This window comes from Vibrio sp. Evd11 (genome assembly GCF_900382755.1).
Classification (GTDB): Bacteria; Pseudomonadota; Gammaproteobacteria; order Enterobacterales; family Vibrionaceae; genus Vibrio; species Vibrio lentus.
On record NZ_OSDX01000042.1, the window covers coordinates 16932 to 37093 of the forward strand.

At 44.7% G+C, this 20162-nt stretch carries 17 protein-coding genes and 1 pseudogene; 12 read left to right on the forward strand and 6 right to left on the reverse strand.

The annotated features are described in order from the left end of the window. Positions 1-12 precede the first annotated feature (12 nt). The 8 genes from pspB (at position 13) to ED652_RS16510 (ending at position 8272) form a co-directional block, all read left to right on the forward strand. Entirely contained in the window at positions 13-246 is a 234-nt protein-coding gene (pspB, locus tag ED652_RS16475; RefSeq protein WP_009848775.1) for an envelope stress response membrane protein PspB, read from the forward strand. Next, a complete protein-coding gene (pspC, locus tag ED652_RS16480; RefSeq protein ID WP_032499058.1) occupies positions 239-625 on the forward strand; it encodes an envelope stress response membrane protein PspC in 387 nt (128 codons plus the stop codon). Before pspB ends, pspC begins: the two co-directional genes overlap by 8 nt. Before the next feature lie 156 nt (positions 626-781). After that, positions 782-1816, forward strand: coding sequence for an efflux RND transporter periplasmic adaptor subunit (locus tag ED652_RS16485; protein WP_122055510.1), 1035 nt, complete (start codon positions 782-784; stop codon positions 1814-1816). A 1-nt stretch (position 1817) separates the two neighbouring features. Further along, positions 1818-2903, forward strand: a complete 1086-nt coding sequence (locus ED652_RS16490; RefSeq protein WP_122055511.1) for an efflux RND transporter periplasmic adaptor subunit — start codon at positions 1818-1820, stop codon at positions 2901-2903. After that, positions 2896-6006 (forward strand): efflux RND transporter permease subunit, encoded by a 3111-nt coding sequence (locus tag ED652_RS16495; RefSeq protein WP_122055512.1) that lies wholly within the window; start codon positions 2896-2898, stop codon positions 6004-6006. The genes ED652_RS16490 and ED652_RS16495 overlap by 8 nt, the downstream gene beginning before the upstream one ends. Positions 6007-6112: 106 nt before the next feature. Beyond that, a complete protein-coding gene (locus tag ED652_RS16500; RefSeq protein ID WP_099166383.1) occupies positions 6113-6679 on the forward strand; it encodes a DNA-3-methyladenine glycosylase I in 567 nt (188 codons plus the stop codon). Between the two features lie 109 nt (positions 6680-6788). After that, on the forward strand, positions 6789-7808 hold the full coding sequence (locus tag ED652_RS16505; protein ID WP_122055513.1) for a winged helix-turn-helix domain-containing protein: 1020 nt from the start codon (positions 6789-6791) through the stop codon (positions 7806-7808). Further along, positions 7799-8272, forward strand: coding sequence for a hypothetical protein (locus ED652_RS16510; RefSeq protein WP_083717837.1), 474 nt, complete (start codon positions 7799-7801; stop codon positions 8270-8272). The genes ED652_RS16505 and ED652_RS16510 overlap by 10 nt, the downstream gene beginning before the upstream one ends. A gap of 88 nt (positions 8273-8360) precedes the next feature. Here the strand turns inward: ED652_RS16510 and ED652_RS16515 are convergent, their stop codons facing one another. Beyond that, a complete protein-coding gene (locus tag ED652_RS16515) occupies positions 8361-9545 on the reverse strand; it encodes a cystathionine beta-lyase (RefSeq protein ID WP_076671408.1) in 1185 nt (394 codons plus the stop codon). Between the two features lie 199 nt (positions 9546-9744). Continuing rightward, positions 9745-11199 (reverse strand): cardiolipin synthase, encoded by a 1455-nt coding sequence (gene cls / locus ED652_RS16520; RefSeq protein WP_122055514.1) that lies wholly within the window; start codon positions 11197-11199, stop codon positions 9745-9747. A gap of 367 nt (positions 11200-11566) precedes the next feature. Here cls and ED652_RS16525 point away from each other — a divergent pair, with 367 nt between their 5' ends. The 4 genes and pseudogenes from ED652_RS16525 (at position 11567) to ED652_RS16540 (ending at position 15591) form a co-directional block, all read left to right on the forward strand. Further along, complete coding sequence (locus tag ED652_RS16525) at positions 11567-13000, forward strand: sodium-dependent transporter (RefSeq protein ID WP_076671411.1); 1434 nt, start codon at positions 11567-11569, stop codon at positions 12998-13000. Between the two features lie 205 nt (positions 13001-13205). Continuing rightward, positions 13206-13799 (forward strand): annotated as a pseudogene (locus ED652_RS16530) (methyl-accepting chemotaxis protein); the annotation flags it as partial. 131 nt (positions 13800-13930) lie between these two features. Continuing rightward, complete coding sequence (locus tag ED652_RS16535; protein ID WP_122055520.1) at positions 13931-14629, forward strand: TIGR01621 family pseudouridine synthase; 699 nt, start codon at positions 13931-13933, stop codon at positions 14627-14629. An 8-nt stretch (positions 14630-14637) separates the two neighbouring features. Next, positions 14638-15591 carry a class I SAM-dependent methyltransferase gene (locus tag ED652_RS16540; protein WP_122055515.1) on the forward strand — a complete coding sequence of 318 codons (954 nt, stop codon included), beginning with the start codon at positions 14638-14640 and terminating at the stop codon, positions 15589-15591. A gap of 78 nt (positions 15592-15669) precedes the next feature. Here ED652_RS16540 and ED652_RS16545 read toward each other — a convergent pair whose 3' ends face one another. From ED652_RS16545 to ED652_RS16560, 4 genes are read right to left on the reverse strand one after another with little or no spacing between them, the layout of a single operon-like run. Then, positions 15670-16290, reverse strand: a complete 621-nt coding sequence (locus ED652_RS16545) for a CDP-alcohol phosphatidyltransferase family protein (RefSeq protein WP_017105690.1) — start codon at positions 16288-16290, stop codon at positions 15670-15672. Then, on the reverse strand, positions 16280-16930 hold the full coding sequence (locus ED652_RS16550) for an ATP-binding cassette domain-containing protein (RefSeq protein ID WP_122055516.1): 651 nt from the start codon (positions 16928-16930) through the stop codon (positions 16280-16282). Before ED652_RS16550 ends, ED652_RS16545 begins: the two co-directional genes overlap by 11 nt. Continuing rightward, positions 16896-18596: an ABC transporter permease gene (locus ED652_RS16555; protein WP_122055517.1), complete on the reverse strand. Its 1701-nt coding sequence runs from the start codon at positions 18594-18596 to the stop codon at positions 16896-16898. The genes ED652_RS16550 and ED652_RS16555 overlap by 35 nt, the downstream gene beginning before the upstream one ends. A gap of 5 nt (positions 18597-18601) precedes the next feature. Continuing rightward, positions 18602-19768 carry an ABC transporter substrate-binding protein gene (locus tag ED652_RS16560; RefSeq protein ID WP_122055518.1) on the reverse strand — a complete coding sequence of 389 codons (1167 nt, stop codon included), beginning with the start codon at positions 19766-19768 and terminating at the stop codon, positions 18602-18604. Positions 19769-20162: the final 394 nt, after the last annotated feature.

Below are 20162 nucleotides of genomic sequence, written 5' to 3' on the forward strand. Positions count from 1 at the left end.
TAGGAGTTGTCTATGTCAACATTTCTAATTGCAGGTCCACTGATTGTCTTTTTGATCTTCGTGGCACCGCTATGGTTATTCTTACATTACCGCAGCAAGAAGAAATCCAGTAATGGTCTTTCAGAAACCGATCTTCAGCGCTTGCATAAGCTTTCTGAGCAAGCTGAATCCATGCAAGACCGTGTAAAAACCCTGGAAAAAATACTGGATGCGGAGTCGCCAAACTGGAGACGAAACTATGAGTAGAGAATTGTATCGCGATCCCATTAACGGAAAATTATCGGGCGTGTGTGCAGGGTTAGCGAATTACTTTGGCCTTGAAGTTTGGTTGGTTCGTATCTTGGTTATCTCTGCTGCACTGCTTGGTGGTAGCTTTCTGGTCTTGTTAGCGTATTTAGCTTTAACATTTATGCTGGAAAAACAACCACCTCAGTATGTCGACCAAATGAAAGCCAAGCAAGAACACACGCTGAAGCAAAAGCCTTGGGAAAAGGGACAAACTGCAGAGTCTTTATTGGGCACTTTAGAGGGTGATTTCCAGACGTTAGAGACCAGTGTACGCAACATGGAAGCTTATGTTACTTCCGACACATTTAAAGTCGATCGTGCATTTAAGAACATGTAGTGTGTTAGCCTAAAAATAATAGAGAACGGTTTAGGAAAATTTATCCCAAGCCGTTATTTTTTTTAATAATTTTGTCTAAATAAATATTGTCATAACTGGTAACTTACATGTGATTAATCTATGTTAATAAGATACTTATAGATATGGATGATCACCATGTACAAAGCCTCCCTAGTCCTGTTGGCAACCCTGTCCGGGTTATCTGGGTGTGGTAAGGAGCTGCCTCCTGTTCCTGAGCCCGAATCAAGACCTGCTAAACTTTTCACTGTCTCCGTTGGTAATAATGCCTTTGAACGAAATTTCCCCGCCACCACTGAAGCGGGCGATAAAGCTGTCTTGGCCTTTCGTGTTCCAGGTTTATTACAAACGCTCGATGTTACTGCTGGGCAACAGGTATCAAAAGGCGAAAAACTGGCGATGCTCAATCCTGATGAGTATCAGCTACTAGAGAAACAAGCCAGAGCTAACTTCAAACTTGCCGATGTGCAGTATCAGCGTGCGATTAAACTGCGTAAAGATAGAGTGGTCTCAGAGCAAGATTTTGATCAAGCGAAAGCCAACCACAATTCTGCTCGAGCTGTACTGAATCAAGCGAAAGCTAACTTACGCTACACCACATTGATTGCGCCTTATGAGGGCACCATTTCTATTATTCCTGCTGAAAACCACGAGTATATTGCGGCAAAGCAAGGGGTAATGAATATTCAAACCAATCAAATCCTCAAAGTCGTCTTCCTATTACCTGACCAATTAATTACTCGCTTTTCTTCAGGTTTTGAAACAGACGCGACCATGGTATTCGATGCTTTTCCAGAACATTTTTACGAACTGACTTTTCAAGAGGTCGATACCGAAGCGGATCCAAAAACAGGCTCTTACAAAGTCACCATGATAATGGAGAGACCTACTGATATTGGCATACTGCCGGGCATGTCTGGGACTGTGAAACTGGTGTCTGCACAAGCAGCGGCAACCAAGATTCCAACCTCTGCGATGATGACTGACGGGGACGATGTCTCTGTATGGCGCGTGAATAACGACGGCATTGTTGAAGAAGTTGCGATTGTGATCGACGAAAAGCGTCATATTGTTTCGGGTTTAAATGATGGTGACCGCGTGGTGACTTCTGGTGTTAACGGACTTGAATCTGGCGTTAAGGTTCGCGAGTGGATCAAGGAAAGGGGGCTGTAGCATGAAGACAATTCAAATGGCTCTCGGCCTATCCTGTCTAGCTTTACTGACGGCTTGTAAAGACAAGACCAGCACTGAATCCGACAAGCTTCCTCTCGTCAAAGCGGTCGAAATTTCGGTTCTCGACTTTAATGACAAACTCTACTTCCCAGCCGTCGCAAACGCTGCTGAAAAAGCCCACCTTAGCTTTCGAGTGGCAGGTGAGATATTTAAGCTGGATGTTAAAGAAGGCGAGCGCGTAAAAGAGGGCGACATTCTTGCTGAGCTTGATCCGACTGATTACCAATTAGATGTGGACAACGCTCAAGCGAGATACACCGTAATTGATAGCCAATACAGACGTTCGAGCCCTTTGGTTAAAAAAGGCTTACTGGCTAAGTCTCAGTTCGATGAGATTGCAGCTCAACGCCAAATTGCTTACGCCGAGTTAGAATTGGCAAAACTGCGTTTGTCGTTCACTAAACTTCGTGCCCCTGTTGATGGGATTATTTCGCGTGTCAGTGTTGATCAATATGAAAATATTCAAGTTGGCCAACAGATCGTGAATATTCACAGCGTTGAAGATGTGGAAGTTATTATACAACTTCCGGATCAAATCTACGTAAACCAACCCAACGAGACGATCTTGTCAAACGTTGAAGCTTTAGTGAGGGTGCCAAGCGGCAATGAGTACCCAGCAGGAATAAAAGAGTTTACGACTGAGCCCGATCCAAGCACTGGGACGTTCACCGTAACGTTAGCATTACCGATGCCTAAAGATGATTTGATTCTTGATGGTATGGCGGTTGAAGTAACTTCGCACGGCAGAGATATCGGCCTTGAGCTGAAGGCAGGCGTGCTTATCCCAATTGAAGCGGTGTTCAATGCCGATGGGGATGACCTCACTCGTACAAATTCTTACGTATGGGTTCTTAACGATGACGATACTGTCTCTAAGCAGCAAGTCGTGTTAGGCAAAGCAAACCAGACTACATTACAAATTATTAAAGGATTAGAAATGGGGCAGCATGTCGTTGTTGCGGGCGTATCACGATTGCGTGATGGAATGACAGTGGAAGTATTGCCTCAGGAGACGAACGATGAGTGAAGTGAATAACAAGCCTCAAAATGACGCTCCGCAAGGTGATGACCAGATCACAGGTGTTGCGTCTTACTTTATACGTAACAAAGTCATTAGCTGGATGCTATCGCTGATCTTTCTGATTGGTGGTGTTTCTGCATTCTTTGGCTTGGGTCGTTTAGAAGATCCAGCCTTCACGATTAAAGATGCAATGGTTGTTACCTCGTATCCTGGTGCTACTCCGCAACAAGTGGAAGAGGAAGTGACCTACCCACTAGAGAAGGCGATACAACAGCTGACTTATGTGGATGAAGTTAACTCTATTTCAAGTCGTGGCCTGTCACAGGTTACGGTCACCATGAAAAACAACTATGGCCCCGACGATCTTCCGCAAATTTGGGATGAATTGCGTCGTAAGGTGAACGATCTCAAGGTGGAATTACCGCCCGGGGTGAATGACCCTCAGGTCATTGATGACTTCGGTGACGTTTACGGTATTTTGCTTGCCGTGACAGGTGATGGTTACAGTTATAAAGAGCTTCTCGATTATATTGATTACCTAAGGCGAGAGCTGGAACTGGTTGATGGGGTCAGTAAAGTTTCTGTTTCCGGTCAACAGCAAGAGCAGGTTTTCATTGAGATATCGATGAAACGGATAAGCTCACTTGGGATCTCTCCAAGTACCGTCTTCAATCTACTATCGACCCAAAATATTGTATCCAGTGCTGGTGCAGTTCGGATAGGCGATGAATATATACGTATCCACCCAACGGGAGAATTTCAAAACGTTGAACAACTCGGCGATTTGATTCTGACTGAAGGTGGCGCTCAAGGGCTTATTTACTTAAAAGATGTCGCTGACGTAACGCGCGGTTATGTTGAAGTGCCTACCAATATCATTGGTTACAACGGAAAACTGGCCCTCAACCTTGGGGTGTCTTTTGCTCAAGGCGTGAACGTGGTGGCGGTAGGTGAAGCCTTTGACCGACGTTTGGCAGAGCTTAAGTATCAACAGCCCGTTGGAATAGATATTTCAGAGGTCTATAACCAACCAAAAGAAGTGGATAAGTCGGTTAGTGGTTTTGTTGTCAGCCTTGGACAAGCGGTTGCCATCGTAATTATCGTACTACTGTTCTTTATGGGGCTTCGCTCCGGCTTGTTAATTGGTTTGATACTGCTATTGACCGTTTTCGGTACCTTCATTTTCATGCAGTACTTCAAAATCGATCTTCAGCGTATCTCACTAGGCGCATTGGTTATTGCCTTGGGGATGCTGGTGGACAACGCCATTGTGGTGGTGGAAGGGATATTGATCGGCACGCAAAAGGGACGATCCCGGATGCAGGCCGCTACTGATATCGTCACTCAAACAAAATGGCCACTGCTCGGTGCTACCGTTATTGCGGTTACGGCTTTTGCTCCAATCGGTCTATCTGAAGACTCGACGGGCGAATACTGTGGCACCTTGTTTACGGTTCTACTGATCTCGTTAATGTTGAGTTGGTTTACTGCGATCTCGATTACCCCGTTTTTCGCAGATATTTTCTTCAAAGGTCAGAAGGTTGATCCTGAGAGTGAAGGCAAAGACCCATACAACGGGATGGTTTTCGTTATCTACAAAAACTTCCTAGAGTTTTGTATGAAACGAGCTTGGTTAACCATGTTTGTTTTGGTTATCGGCTTGGGTGCGAGCGTTTACGGCTTTGGTTTTGTAAAACAAGCTTTCTTCCCATCTTCTACTACACCAATGTTCCAAGTCGATGTATGGATGCCTGAAGGGACGGATATCCGAGCGACCAACACCAAACTTAAAGTGCTGGAAAACTGGTTATCGGAGCAAGAGGAATCTGAGCACATCACAACCACTGCGGGTAAAGGTTTACAGCGTTTTATGTTGACCTATTCACCGGAGAAAAGTTATAGCGCGTACGGCGAAATAACGGTTCGTGTAAAGAGCTATGAAGTACTTGAAGCGCTTATGCTTCGTTTCCGTGAACATGTTGATACGCAATTCCCTGAGATTGACTACAAACTTAAACAGATTGAATTAGGTCCAGGCGGCGGCGCAAAAATTGAAGCTCGTATTGTCGGTTCCGATCCAACGATTCTTCGTTCTATTGCCTCTCAAGTAATGGATGTGATGCGTGCGGATTCAGGTGCTTTTAACATTCGTCATGACTGGCGTGAAAGAACTAAGGTGTTAGAGCCTCAGTTCAATGAAAGCCAAGCGCGTCGTTACGGTATCACCAAGTCTGACGTTGATGATTTCCTAGCGATGTCATTCTCAGGTAAGTCGATTGGTGTGTACCGTGATGGTACGACGCTGATGCCTATCGTGGCGCGATTGCCGGAAGATGAGCGTATTGATATTCGTAACATCGAAGGAATGAAGATTTGGAGCCCTGCATTAAGTGAGTACATTCCGCTACAACAAGTGACGTTAGGTTATGAGCTAGAGTGGGAAGACTCGTTGATCATTCGTAAGAACCGTAAGCGTATGCTAACGGTTATGGCTGACCCGGACTTATTGGGTGAAGAAACAGCATCAACGCTTCAAAAGCGTTTGCAGCCACAAATTGAAGCGATCGAGATGCCACCGGGTTATTCACTTGAATGGGGTGGTGAATATGAATCGTCGGCCGATGCGCAAGCATCATTGTTTACGACGATGCCTTTGGGTTACTTGTTCATGTTCTTGATCACTGTGTTCCTGTTCAACTCAGTGAAAGAGCCGCTGATTGTTTGGCTAACCGTACCACTTGCCTTGATAGGGGTGACGACGGGCCTACTGGCATTAAACACACCTTTTGGCTTCATGGCGCTGTTAGGGTTCTTGAGTCTATCGGGAATGCTACTCAAGAACGGTATTGTATTGCTCGATCAGATTGGGATTGAGATGAAATCAGGTAAAGATCCGTATGTAGCGGTAGTGGATGCGGCATTGAGTCGTGTACGTCCGGTATGTATGGCGGCGATCACGACCATTCTTGGTATGATCCCACTACTGCCTGATATCTTCTTCAAACCAATGGCGGTAACAATAATGTTTGGTTTGGGCTTTGCTACAGTACTGACACTAATTGTTGTTCCTGTGCTTTACCGTTTATTTCATAAAATTGAAGTAAGGTAGTATCAGTTACCCTAAGAATGAATGCCCCTTAATGGGGCATTATTTTTTGCTAATGGCTAATGGCTAATGGCTAACGGCCAACAGACCCTAAATAGAGAGGCTTAAAATGGAAATAGCTGCATCGGATCGAACATGTGCATGGGCGCTTAAGCACGAGCTTGAAAGGGAGTATCACGATAAGGAATGGGGTGTACCGGTTTATGATGACCAAGTTTTGTTTGAGTTCATTACCTTAGAGGGTGCACAAGCCGGCCTTAGCTGGATCACGATACTTAAGAAGCGAGAAGGATATCGTGCAGCTTTCGATAATTATGATCTTAATAAACTCTCGTCGATGAACGAAGACGATGTGCCAAACGTTATTGAGAACTTTGATGTGGTTAGGCATAAGGGCAAGATCGCCTCTGTCTATAACAATGCCCGAGCGACACTTGAGCTTCAAAAGGAGTTCGGTTCTCTGTCTAACGCGTTGTGGCAGTTTGTTGATAACAAGGTGGTTGATAATCAATGGACAGAGATGTCTCAAGTTCCAGCTTCTACCGAGCAATCAAAAGCGATGAGCAAGTTTTTGAAAAAAAGAGGCTTCAAGTTTGTAGGGGAAACAATCTGCTATGCGTTTATGCAAGCTACAGGAATGGTTAACGATCATATGATTGATTGCCCATATAAATAAAATTGTTATTTATCGTCGCGAAATAATTGAGTGAAAACTGGAAATTTCACTGGCCATTTATAAACTATTCAATATCATATGCGGCCGAATTCTAATGTAGACAACGATAGTGAATCAACAAAACTACCAAATATGTGATGCTAGCTATGATCCTTTACTTAGGCAGTTTGTGCGTGAGGATGGCCGTGTAGAGACTATCGCGCCGTTAGAAGGGAAGGTTTTCCTGTTCTTGTTAGAAAACGTCGGCGAATGCATTGAACGAGGTCTGATATTCAAAAAGTGTTGGGGTGATGTGATTGTCTCTGAGCAAGCGTTGACCAACGTGATCTCTAAGCTTAGAAAAACACTTAACAGAGTTACCTGCGGTTGTGCGACGATTCGTACCGTCAGTAAAACGGGTTATTCTCTGGAGATCGAAGGATCATTTAAACCTATAATTGCAGAGCCCAAAGCGCTAACCCCAGATGCGGACTTCTTGCCAGAAACGTCTCCGATAGCATCCTCTCAAGCAGATCTTAAGCCGCTGTCAGTGATGACAAATCAAATACAAACATCAAGCAAGTCACCGGATAAAAAGCCGTTAGATGATCAAAACCATGTTATGTCTACACCTGCAATACGAAACGTTGAAGAGGTTAGGGAAACTCCGTTGTCGACAGATAGTACGAATGGTTCAGCTAAGGCTTCTTCGTCGATCTTCAAGCTTTTTGTACATCGCCATTTAGTCAGTGCAGGCTACTTTTTAGCCTTTGCCTGTGTGTTAGTTAGTTTATTTAATGTTCTTCAGGCTTATTATCAACCAGTGCCATACTTTGTTGATAAAAGTGATTATCGCGACAGCTTCGTACACAAAACCAATCACTACTTTTTCCACATTGTGCGCAATGAAGCCTACTCGTTGCCCGCCATCACTGAGAAATTGATACAAGTGATTCCTAGTCATTGTAATGTCGATGTCTTTGTCCGTATCTATCCGTCGGTTAGCCAACCAGAAAATGACGCTATGTATATGTTAGTTCAGAGGGAAAATGGTGAAGCTTTTAACTATATTTCATCAATTTTCGAAGTTGAGTCAGCTTTTGATTCACTTGTAACCTACATGGCTCAAAGGAGTTACTTTTGCGAATAATTGGTTTACTAGTGGTATTAGTACTGACAGCGGCAAGTTTCATGATTGATAGGAACGAATTAGCGGGCACTCGTTGGCATTGTAAAACCATTAAAACAGGATTTATGACGCAGGCATTTCAACCTTATCAATCCTTGTATGAACGTATGACTTTTACTTTCCAATCCGATGATACGTTTATGATTACCGAGTCGGTGAAGATTGAAGGGAAGGATGGTCAAGTGAGTAAATTGGAGCACCATTCCTCTGGTCGTTATTCGTTAAAAGATGGAGAGTTGTCTATCTCTATTGTTGATTATTCGCCAACAACTGAAACTGATGATCCTGTTATTAATCAAGAGTATAGTTCGTATGAGGGTTTGAATGTCGACTACTCTGCTATTGTTACCGAGGACTCACTTTATCTATTCAATAAAAACCGCTTCGAAATTTTTAATTGGGTATGTTTCAAGGTACAGAAATAGCTATGTAACGTTTACGTTAAGAGTTTACTGAAATAAAAAAGGCAGGGTGAATCCTGCCTTTTTTGTAGAAGCTTGTTTATTGTTTAACTTAAACCAAAGCGTTGTAACGCTCTAAGCCAGCCTCGAGATCGGCAATCAAATCATCGACATCCTCTAATCCGATATGTACGCGGATTAGTGTTCCTTCGAAATTAGGATTCGCGACGGTTCTTAGGCTATTAAAGCTGCTTGGTTCATTAGCAAGAATCAAACTCTCAAATCCACCCCATGAGTAACCCATGCTGAAGTGTGTCATACCATCAAGTAGAGCTGTCGTCGCTTGTGGGTTTGAATTTTTCAGAACGAATGAGAACAGGCCATTACCGCCAGTGAAATCTCGTTTGAAGAATTCATGACCGGGGCAAGACTCAAGGGCCGGGTGACGAACATGATCAACCTCAGGGCGTGTTTCTAACCATTTCGCGACTTTCAAGCTGCTTTCAGCGTGTTGGCGAAGTCGAACATCCAGAGTTCGAATACCACGAAGACCAAGATAAGCGTCATCTGGAGACACGCACTGTCCCATCAAGTAGCTTTGCTCTCGCAGCTGATCCCAGCACTTCTCATTGGCAACAGCTGTGCCTAGCATTACATCAGAGTGACCCACGATGTATTTAGTCGCGGCTTGAATCGAGATATCAACACCGAAATCAAACGGTGAGAAGTTCACACCAGCCGCCCAAGTATTATCAAGCATAACGATGATGTCATGTTCGTGAGCAATGCGAGCCAGAGTCGGAACATCTTGAACTTCCATGGTGACTGAACCTGGAGATTCGGTAAACAGTACCTTAGTATTTGGCTTGATAAGATCTTGGATGCCTTCGCCAATCGTTGGCTCGTAGTAAGTCGTTTCTACGCCCATCTTTTTCATGATGGTGTCACAGAAATCACGGGTCGGCTCGTAACAGGTATCGACCATTAAGATGTGATCACCGGTTTCAACAAACGATAAGATTGCGTTTGAGATGGCTGCAGTACCACAAGGGTAAAGAGCACAGCCTGCACCGCCTTCAACTTCAACCATTGCATCTTGAAATGCGAAATGAGTCGTGGTGCCACGGCGTCCGTAGAAAAGTGTCTTGTTCGCGCGATTAACGGTCGCTTTGCGTTTCTCTTCTACTGTGTTGAAAACAACAGTTGAAGCGCGTTGCACGGGTGGGTTTACGACGCCATTGGTCCACTTCTTATCACGGCCTGCAGTGATGAGTTTGGTGGTTTTGCTTTCGGACATGCTGTGAATTCCTTATCGAACGGTTATGTTCTATTTAAAACACGCGAGGAGGCATCAAAGCAAGAGGAGAGGTGGAGTTTTTACGGTTTTCTTTCGCTTTTTAACTTTTCAGTGAGTTTTTCAATGAAAGGCTAAAAAGCGATAGATATAAAAGTCGTGATAGATTTGATGTTTCGATGTATTCACGATTTTGTTTACATCAGAGGAGCGGATTAAATAAGTAGAAAAGCCTTTCAAAGAAACGGTTTCTCAGGTTCCTTTTTTCCCATTCTTCCAATTCAACGGGATGAGAAGAATCAATATAGGATTGCTGTAATTCAGATAGCTGCTGAGTGAAGTGCACATCATCAACGGCAAGCGTCACTTCAAAGTTCAGCCACAAGCTGCGCATGTCGATATTGACCGTTCCGATCAAGCAGAACTCTTCATCGATGACTACTGACTTGGTATGAAGAAGGCCACCATAAAACTCATAGATTTTCACGCCAGCTTCAAGCAGTTCGGTATAAAACGCGCGAGAAGCCCATTTGACCATCAAAGAGTCATTGTTGTGGGGAATGATCAGTCCAACGTTCACACCACGCTGCGCGGTCATTTTTAGTGTCTCTAGTAAGTCTGCACTGGGTACAAAGTAGGGCGTAGTGATACGAACAGAGTGATTCGCCTGATTAATCGCAATGGTTAAAACTTGGAGGATCAAATATTCCGGCATACCCGGACCAGACGGAACCACTTGTACTGGGTGATGAGTCTTTATTTCTTCGACAGCACACTCCGGTAGATCTGGAAGAATGCGTACGCCCGTTTCAACTTCCCAATCCCAACCATGAATCGCAGATAAAACATTAACTGTCGGCCCAGTCACGCGCACCATTACGTCGATCCATTGACCAACACCTGAGTTCTGTTTGAAATGAGCAGGGTCAACCATATTCATTGAGCCGGTGTAGGCAATGGTTTCATCGATGACAATGATTTTACGATGTTGCCTCAAATCGAGGCGTCGTAAAAAAATACGCCAAGGGCTAACTTCTAATGCTTGCACAACGTGAACGCCAGAGTCTTTCATCATTGAATGCCAATGGCTTTTGAAGAAGCGAGGGCTACCTGCAGAATCGAGCAAAACTTTAACATCAACGCCGCGTTTCGCTGCTCGAATGAGTGCTGAAGCGACGGAGTCGGTTAGGCCGCCGGGGTGCCAAATATAGAAAACCATCTTGATGCTGGTCTGGGCGTTTTCTATATCTTCGATAATTGTGTGTAAGATCTCATTGGGTGACGATTGCAGTGAAAGTGTGTTTCCACTGAGCGCAGGAATGCCCATCCGGTTGTTACAAAGCTCATCGATTTTGTGGATGGGAGATCCGACTTTGCCGGGAAGGTGGAGCTGACAATCATTTAATTGACGGAACCAATCACCAAAGGGAGTAAACATGCGGTGCGCGCGCTCAGCCCGCTTCTTACCTAGGTTTAGCTCACCGAAAAGGAAGTAACAAGCTACTCCGACAATCGGGATAATGTAGATAACCATCAGCCACGCGAGAGAAACACTCACAGAGCGTCGTTTTAGTACGACACGGAAAGTCACACCGGCTACGAGGATCCAGTACAAAGCAACAGAAGCCAAAGTTAAAAAATGGTAGAGCTTTTCCACATTGATTACTCGAAAAAAGAGACACTTAGATAGTAATGCTATTTTGCCAATATGGGAATTTGCGGAATCAACTATTTACAAAATAGAGTAAAAAAGGTAAATAGGTGAAAGTTGTTAAGTTTTAGTTAACTTAAGAAGAAAACGATTGTTTTGTACGAAAAGTCGGCATTTAACCATAAAAATTTACATTGGTAACGAAATATGTACTGTTCGCACTTCCAATTTTATTCTTAAACTGGTTTACTTGCTATATAACGAGCGTCAATCAAATCTTTTAGGTGTGTAAATTTTTTTATACACCTTATCTTTTAAAGACGCCACCCAAAGCAAAACACAACATCACATAACACAAAAGTTTGGAGTACACGTGGCTACTAGTAATGCAACCACAACACCCCGCGATACCTGGGGTTCGAAATTAGGATTCGTAATGGCTGCAGCAGGTTCTGCTGTTGGCTTAGGTAACATCTGGAAATTCCCATACACAGCAGGCGAAAGTGGCGGCGGTGCATTCGTTGCAATTTACCTGTTTTTTGTAATCTTCATTGGTTTCAGTGTCATGCTGACTGAATTTGCGATTGGCCGTCATACGCAAAAATCAGCAGTAGGTGCATTTAAATCGACTGACCGTCGTTGGACGTTCGCTGGTGTTATCGGCGTAGTCAGTGGTCTACTTATCATGGGTTTCTACCCTGTAGTAGGTGGCTGGTCTATCGCATACATCGGTAAGATTGCTGGTGGTCTACTAGACGCACCTGAAGCAATCGGCGACAGCTTCGGTGGCTTTATCTCAAACCCAGTTCAACCACTTATGTGGATGGGCCTATACCTACTACTTAACGTTGTCATCGTTATGAAGGGTATTTCTGGTGGTATTGAGAAAGCGGGTAAGATTCTGATGCCACTTCTTTTCATCATCCTTATCGTGGTATCAATCAAAGGCATCATGCTTCCGGGCGCGATGGCTGGTCTTGAATTCTTATTCAGCCCTGACTTCTCTAAAGTAGACAGCGGTGTAATCCTAGCTGCACTAGGTCAAGCATTCTTCTCACTAAGTCTTGGTATGGGTTGTATGCTGACATACGGTTCTTACCTTAAGAAGAAAGAGAACCTAGTTCAAACTACTGCAATGGTTACTGCGATGGATACAGGCGTAGCTATCCTAGCTGGTGTTGCAATGTTCCCTGCAATGTTCGCATTCGGTATGGAACCAGCAGCTGGTCCTGGTCTAGTATTCGTTGTTGTTCCTCAGCTATTCGCTGAAATGGGCGGCGTAGTTGGTCTTCTATTTGCTCTTATGTTCTTCGTTGGTCTAAGTGTTGCGGCACTAACTTCTTCAGTATCTCTACTTGAAGTTGTGGTTTCTTACCTAATCGATGAGAAAGGCATGAAGCGTGTGACTGCGGTACTGTCTGCAAGTGTAGTAATGGCGATTCTATGTATCTTCGCTTCTCTATCACTTGGCGGATTCGGTCCAACATTGTTTGGTACTGGCGCATTCGATATCTTCGACCTACTAACAGATAAGATCTTCCTAGCAGTTGGCGGTATGTTGGTATGTATCTTCGCTGGTTGGAGACTAAACCGTGCTGACCTAGAGAAAGAAATCACTAACGACGGTGAAGTATCTTTCCCACTATTCGGTCTATGGTACACACTAGTTAAGTACATCATCCCAGTAGCTATCGCTATCGTAGCGTTCATGGGTATCTCTTCTGGCTTCGACAGCGGTAAAGGTGCAATCATGCTACTAGGTATTGGTATCATTGCTGGCTCTGCGATCATCTCTAAGAAGCTATAGTTCTAAGAAACCATAATTCTAAGAAGCTACAATCGCGAGTTACAGTAAGTTAAGAAACGGGAGCCATTGGCTCCCGTTTTTTTATGTTATTAACTTAATTATCATCGAAAAATAAAAGGCTTACATTCACAAAAGTTATCCGTGTGATAGCCGATATACTTATCGGTTAGGCCAATTGAGCCTGTATTTTTTAGGTAGGTGTTGTGTGAAATTGTCAGTGAGAAAGAAACTGTATGCCGGTTTTGGCTCTATATTGGCGGTGCTTATCACGTTAGTCAGTATTGTGTGGATAGAAGTGATTGGGGCTCACAAGAGCGCTGATGAAATTAGAATGGATGATGTGCCGGGTACGGTTACTTACCTTGTTCTGATAGATGAAGCAGGAGACGTCTACCGAGATGCATTGGGTGCGATTATTCAGGTCGACAATGCACTCAATGATTACCGCTCGAATAAGAACGAATTTGCTCAAGCCATCGCAGAAGCAAAACGTTTAGAGAGTCGAGGCTCAGAAGACCATCGTCGTGTTCAGCGAATCGAAGAGCTAATGGGACGCTTCACTCAAGAGTTTGAATCGAAGCTTGTACCTAAGATCAACGATGAATCTGCGCTGTTATCGAATATCCAGCAGCTTCGTTCTTTGTATGAGAGCAACCTAATCCCAGTTGAAAACTTACTGGATCAAGCATCAGCAAGTGAGCGTGCGGATACAGAGCAATCACTGCTTGTATTAACCGAGTCGTTTACCACGATTGAACGTACCATTATGGTGTTGTCTGGCATTGCGATTGTATTTGGTATTACCGAAAGCGAACAATTAAAAAGAAGCCCAATGATTCAATGTTTATTGAGTTAGTTGGGCTTTTTCGTAGCTGGAATCTGGGTTCAGACACGGTATACTCCACGCTCTACAATGGAGCTAGCCTTTACATGTTCGACATTCTTCTGAACCATTCAGATTTTTTACTCATTAATAAGCACCCAGGAGTCAGCGTCCACAAAGACGATGGTGACACCATGTTGCTGCAAGAAGTCGCTAATGCGCTTAATGAGCCGAAGTTATATCTCGTTCACCGCCTCGATAAAATGACCTCAGGTATTCTGCTGTTAGCAAAGAATGCCTCGGCAGCGAGTGAGCTTTCACAGCTATTCGCAAAGCGTGAAGTAGAGAAGTACTACCTTGCGATTGGTTCGAAGAAGCCAAAGAAAAAGCAGGGGTTGATCTCAGGTGATATGGAGCGTTCACGACGTTCAAGCTGGAAACTGCTGACAAGTAAAGAAAATCCAGCGATTACCCAGTTTTTATCTGCAACCGCTGAACCCGGCGAGCGTCTACTTTTATGTAAACCCTATACGGGGCGCACACACCAGATCCGTGTTGCAATGAAGTCGATCGGCTCAGCCATTGTTGGTGACCCTATTTATAATCCATCGAGTGAGGCTGACAGAGGATATCTGCATGCCTTCGCGATTCGATTTACCTATCAATCACAAGCCTACGAATATGTCTGTGACCCAAGGAACCTCGATTCCTTAGGTGAGAAGTGGCATCAAGAGACCGTGTCTACTGGTTTAGACAGTTGGCTTGAACCTTGGTCATTAACTTGGCCGAAGCTAAATACTAAGTGAGTGAAATAATGGAAGCATCAGCTTTACCTCTGTTTTTTAGTCATATTGAACAGCAACTTAATGAAGTGCCGAATGAACTACGCCGCATTTTTCACGGTCGTGGTAAGTTTTGGCCGGGCCTAGATCAACTGACATGTGATTGGGTTGATGGGCAGTTATTGGTTAACGTATTCAAAGAGGTGGATGACGAATTTTTATCATCTCTTAAAGCTGGATTGGTTGATCTGACTAATAAAGACATCTGGCAAGCAAAACAGGGCACAAGTATTGTTCTGCAACACCGTTATGCCGATGGCGCGCCTTCAGAGGTTTTATGGGGCGAACTCAATGACTCACCCGTTGTGGTTGAGCATGGTCTTAAGTATCAATTAGACATTGGCCGTAATCAGAATTTCGGTTTGTTCCTAGACATGCGCAATGGTCGTCAGTGGGTACAAGATAATGCTAAGGATAAGAATGTTCTTAACCTGTTCGCATACACTTGTGGTTTCTCTGTCGCGGCTATCGCTGGTGGCGCTCGTCAATGCATGAACGTGGATATGTCTCGCGGTTCGTTGAATAAAGGCCGTGATAACCACCGTTTGAATGAACACGATATGCGCTCGGTTAATTTCCTTGGCTACGATATCTTCAAGTCGTGGGGAAAAATCAAGAAAGGCGGCCCTTACGAGCTAGTGATCATCGATCCGCCTTCGTTCCAAAAAGGCAGCTTTGCTTTAACTAAAGATTACAAAAAGATCTTACGTCGTTTGCCTGAGCTCCTAACAGAAGGTGGTGAAGTGATTGCTTGTGTCAACTCACCAGCAGTATCACCAAACTTCCTAATTGAGACGATGGCAGAAGAAGCGCCAAGCGTTGAGTTCATTGAGCGTTTAGACAACCCGCCTGAGTTTGTCGATGTTGACCTTGATTCAAGCCTTAAGGTACTGAGGTTTAAGATTAATGCTTCTGCTGACGCTTAATTGTTTTTAAACATCAGTTAGAAAAAACGCCGCTCATATTGAGCGGCGTTTTTGTATCTTGTTTTTGTCGTTAGATTGCTAACTCTCTTGCTGAGTCTTGAGTGTCTGGAACCCAAAATAAATACGCATAAACGTAGTTAACCAACACGCCGCGCCAAAGGTATAAGCGATAACTGCAAAGTGTTGAGGCCAAATACAGAAAGCAATGAAACAAGCGATAGTTTCTGTGCCTTCGGTTAGCCCAGACATGTAGTACAGAGACTTATGTTTATAGACTGGGTTCTCGATGCCTCGTTTGCCTGCCATCACGGCAAACGCCAAAAAGCTGCTGCCAGTGCCGATAAAAGAGAAGATCAGAAACGCACCAGCAATGGCGTTGTGCTCTGGGTTCGCAATCACAAAGCCAAAAGGAATTAACGAATAGAAAAGGAAGTCTAGACTGATATCGAGGAAGCCGCCCGCATCGCTGATGCCTTGGATTCGAGCCAAAGCCCCATCCAGTCCGTCACATACTCTGTTAAATACAATGAACCCTAAAGCCCATTCGTATTGTTGAAATGCCAACGCAGGAAATGCTAAACACCCTACCAGAAAGCCAAACAAGGTGGTTTGATTCGCTGTGATACCAAATTGGTTTAGTAACTTAGCTGATTGGTTTAATGGCCATTTAATGACCTTGATGGAGTACTTATCCAGCATGATGACTTCTCCATGGCCAAGACAGTACTTGCGCCCCTTGAGGCACATCAGCTTCGTCGTGCGTGACCATTAACGTAGGGATATTCGCTTTCGTCAATTGTTCAAATACCCAATCGCGAAATTGGGCTCTGAGTTCTTGGTCTAACTTACTGAACGGTTCGTCAAGTAAAGCCAGTTTAGGCTTCGCTAACAGCATACGAGTTAAGCTTATTCTTGCTCGTTGGCCACCGGATATCTGATCAGGGAAAGACTCTGCCAAGTGGGTCAGCTCAATGTCTTTTAATGCGGCCATCGCTTGTTGTTGGCGAGCGGAACCTTTAACTGAATTAGGCAGAGAGAACGCCAAGTTCTCCCATACTTTGAGGTGAGGGAACAGCAAGTCATCTTGAAAAAGAATACCGACTTCACGCTGATGTGAAGGTAGGTTATCCAGCTGAACATCGTTCAACACAACGGTGCCAGAATACGAAAACTCTTCACTTAAGTGCCCCGCTACGGCGTCTAGCAAAGTCGATTTTCCGCAGCCGCTCGGCCCCATCAAAGCCAATACTTGGCCTGATTCTAATGTTACGTTTAGCGCTGAAAACAGCGATACGCCATCTTTTTTATGGATGGCGAGGTCGTTGAGGTGCAGACTCATTCGTTAGAAAACCTTTAAAAGTAAGACGGCGATATCTGAGTTGAAGTCGGCTGACTAATATCGCTAAAGAGAAAAAGAACAGAGGCAATAGGGCCTGCCAAATGGCATAGATTGCTGTCACCCTGCGGTCGAAACCACTGGTTAGGGCAACGGCTTCTGTGGTGATAGTGCTAATGCGACCTGCACCGAGCATTAACGTCGGCAGGTACTTAGCCAAGCTCACACTGATCCCGACCGCCCAAGCAAAGGCAATCGCAGGAAGCAAGATAGGCAGTTTGATTGAGTACCAACTTTGAAATGGCGATTTACCAAGGCTCAGCGAGGCTTTTATTAGGCCGTCATTGAAGCTTTTCCAAGGGCCATCTAAAGATAAATACACAAATGGGAAGGCGAAGAATACGTGTGCCCAAATTACCCAGAACTCATAGGCGCTGCTGCCGATATAAAGCGTGGTCACTTGCATGCCGAACAACACCGAGAGTTGAGGTATCAACATTGGGATAGCGATAATGAAGCCCGGAACTTGCCACTTGTATTTGATTCGGTACTCATGAGCTACCAGCGCAAGCAACAAAGCGACTGAAGCCGCAATCAGACCAATCCATAAGCTTTGCCCGACGGTGCTCATGATGCCATCCCACTCAAATTCCCAAAAACGCATGCTGTAGCGACTTGGAAGTAAATCAGGGAAGCGCCAACGTTGGGCAATACTCCAGATCCCCATTAGTGGAATGATCAGCAGTGACAATGCAGCAAGCACTGCGAAGATCGTTTTTCCTGGAAGGTTAATGCCTGTTCTGCCTGAATATTGCCAAGTTCTAAAGTACTTCAGAATTGCCCATTCGATTAAACGCGCTAAGGCGATGATCAACGAAGCCAAACCGAATAAAACGATCGCGCCAGCGGCAGCTCGTGGTAATAGATTAAGGTCTGGGTCGTTAAACCATTGCCATACCAAAACGGCAAAGGTCGGCGGGTTGGTTGGGCCAATGATCAGGGCAATATCGACAACCGACACGCTGTAAGCAAGTACCGCCAACATAGGGAAGCGAAGTTTGGTAAACCATTGTGGGAAAATACACTTCCACCAGATCTGAGAGCGGCTGTAGCCTAGCGAAGCGCTCACCTTAGTTATACGTTCTACATCAATTTGTTGAAGTATCGATATGCTCATCAGTAATAAGAACGGGACTTCTTTGAGCGCCAACATGATGATGAGACCGAACGCGTAAGGGTCTTTGACCAACAAAGCTAATTCAGAACTGGTAGCCGATTCGCCGAGTATGTGGTGCACGGCTCTTGCGCCAAGCCCCGTTGGGCTAAATAGAAAAGCAAAGCCAATGGCGAAAGCGACATGCGGAATAGCAAGCATTGGCGATAGCGTTAACTCAATCTTTCTCCAAAACTTGTTTCCCCAAGATGCTTGAAGAATACAAAAAGTCAGGAAGCAGGCAATGTAGCTGCTGGCGATCGCTGAACCTAGGCTTAAGCCAATCGAGTGCCAAGCCCCTACCCATTGGAAGACTTGGCTAAAACCGTTGAGTGAGGGCTCCTCTAAACCTAGGGGCGGGATGAAACTCAGTGACGAAGCCACTACTCCCGCTACCCCAGGAATCGTAGGGATAATGCACACAGCTATAACAACAAAATATAGAGCGCGTAGCATGAAGTTTAGTTACCGTATCGCTTAAGCCACTCTTTCTCGAGCGCGTTTTGCCAGCTAGGGTGCGGTTCATCAATTGATTTAAATTGTTGGGTGTTTTTAGCGCTACCGGTTAAGTACTTGCTGCTCAACACTGAAGGATCGCCCCAAACATTAAGGTCGCCTTTACGCGATTGTGCTTCCGGGCTCAACAAGAAGTTGATGGTGACTTGAGCGCCTGCAGTTGCGTTGGCATTCCAAGGGATCGCAAGGAAGTGAATATTAGATAAAGCGCCGCTTTCAAGAGCATAAGCCTTGGTGGTTTCCGCTAATCGGCCACTCGCTTGTGCTGAATACACAGAGTTTGGATTAAAGGTAATGGCTAAATCGAGCTGACCATCATCCAAAAGTTGAATACTTTCAGATGTGCCTGCTGGGAATTGTTTGCCACCACGCCATGCCACTTTATGGAATTTATCTAAGTAAGCCCACAGTGGTGCTGTAACTTCCTGGAAGTTGTCTTCTGAAACAGGCTTAGCAAGTGCAGGGTTGTTGTCTGTTAGCTCAATCAGTAGAGACTTGATGAAGCTGGTGCCGTGAAATTCAGGTGGGCGAGGGTAGCTTAAGCGGTTAGGGAAAGCTTGAGCGTAGCTCAACATCTCTGAGAAAGATTGTGGCGGATTGTGCAGCGTCTCTTGGTCATGGATGAACACAAGTTGCCCAACGCCCCATGGTGCTTCTAGGCCTTCTGTCGGTTCAGAGAAATCAACATCAATCGGCAGAGACTTATCGACATACTGCCAGTTTGGAAGTGATTCCGTAAATGGTCCAAACAACAGCGCGTTGTCTTTCATCGAACGGAAGTTTTCACCATTAATCCAAACGATATCGACACTGCCTTCACTGTTCTTGCCTGCCGCTTTTTCTGCAAGTAAGCGAGTGGTGGTTTCTGCAATATCGGTTACTTTGACATGCTTTAAGGTAACACCGTAGTCACTCTGTAACTTCTTGCCTGCCCATTGTAGGTAACGATTGATCTCTTGGCTTCCGCCCCAAGCGTGAAAGTAGACAGTTTCTCCCTCTGCCTGCTGTTCAATTTGGTTCCAGCTATCGGTTGATTTTGCTTCATCAGCATAAATGGTTGCGCTGTATGCAACGGTTGCCATGATTCCTAACGTACTTACTATCTTGTTCATAAACTTTTCCATTTGGTAGCGAACGGGCAAGAGCATTGTATTGTCGAACTCCCTTGGCCGTGTTGACCTTTCGTGGCTAACGAAAGATCAACACGGCATAATAGTTATTCTATCTGTTTCTGAAATAATTTCTAATTCAATAGTAAATTCAATAGTAAATTCAATCAATTACTAGGAGCCTCTGCCATCCTAGCAACAGACCGTCAAAGCGGTGAATTAATTGCACCTAAATGAGGTTTTTTTGATATTTATTGGAGGTTGGTACGAAAAGTAGGCGATAAGTGGTGTTTTGAATGCATTGGGCTGTCGAGCAAGCAATAAAAAAGGAGCCATGAAGGCTAATGCCGTTCACTTAAGAGTGAACGGCATTTTTGTTCTTAGCATACCGTTGTGG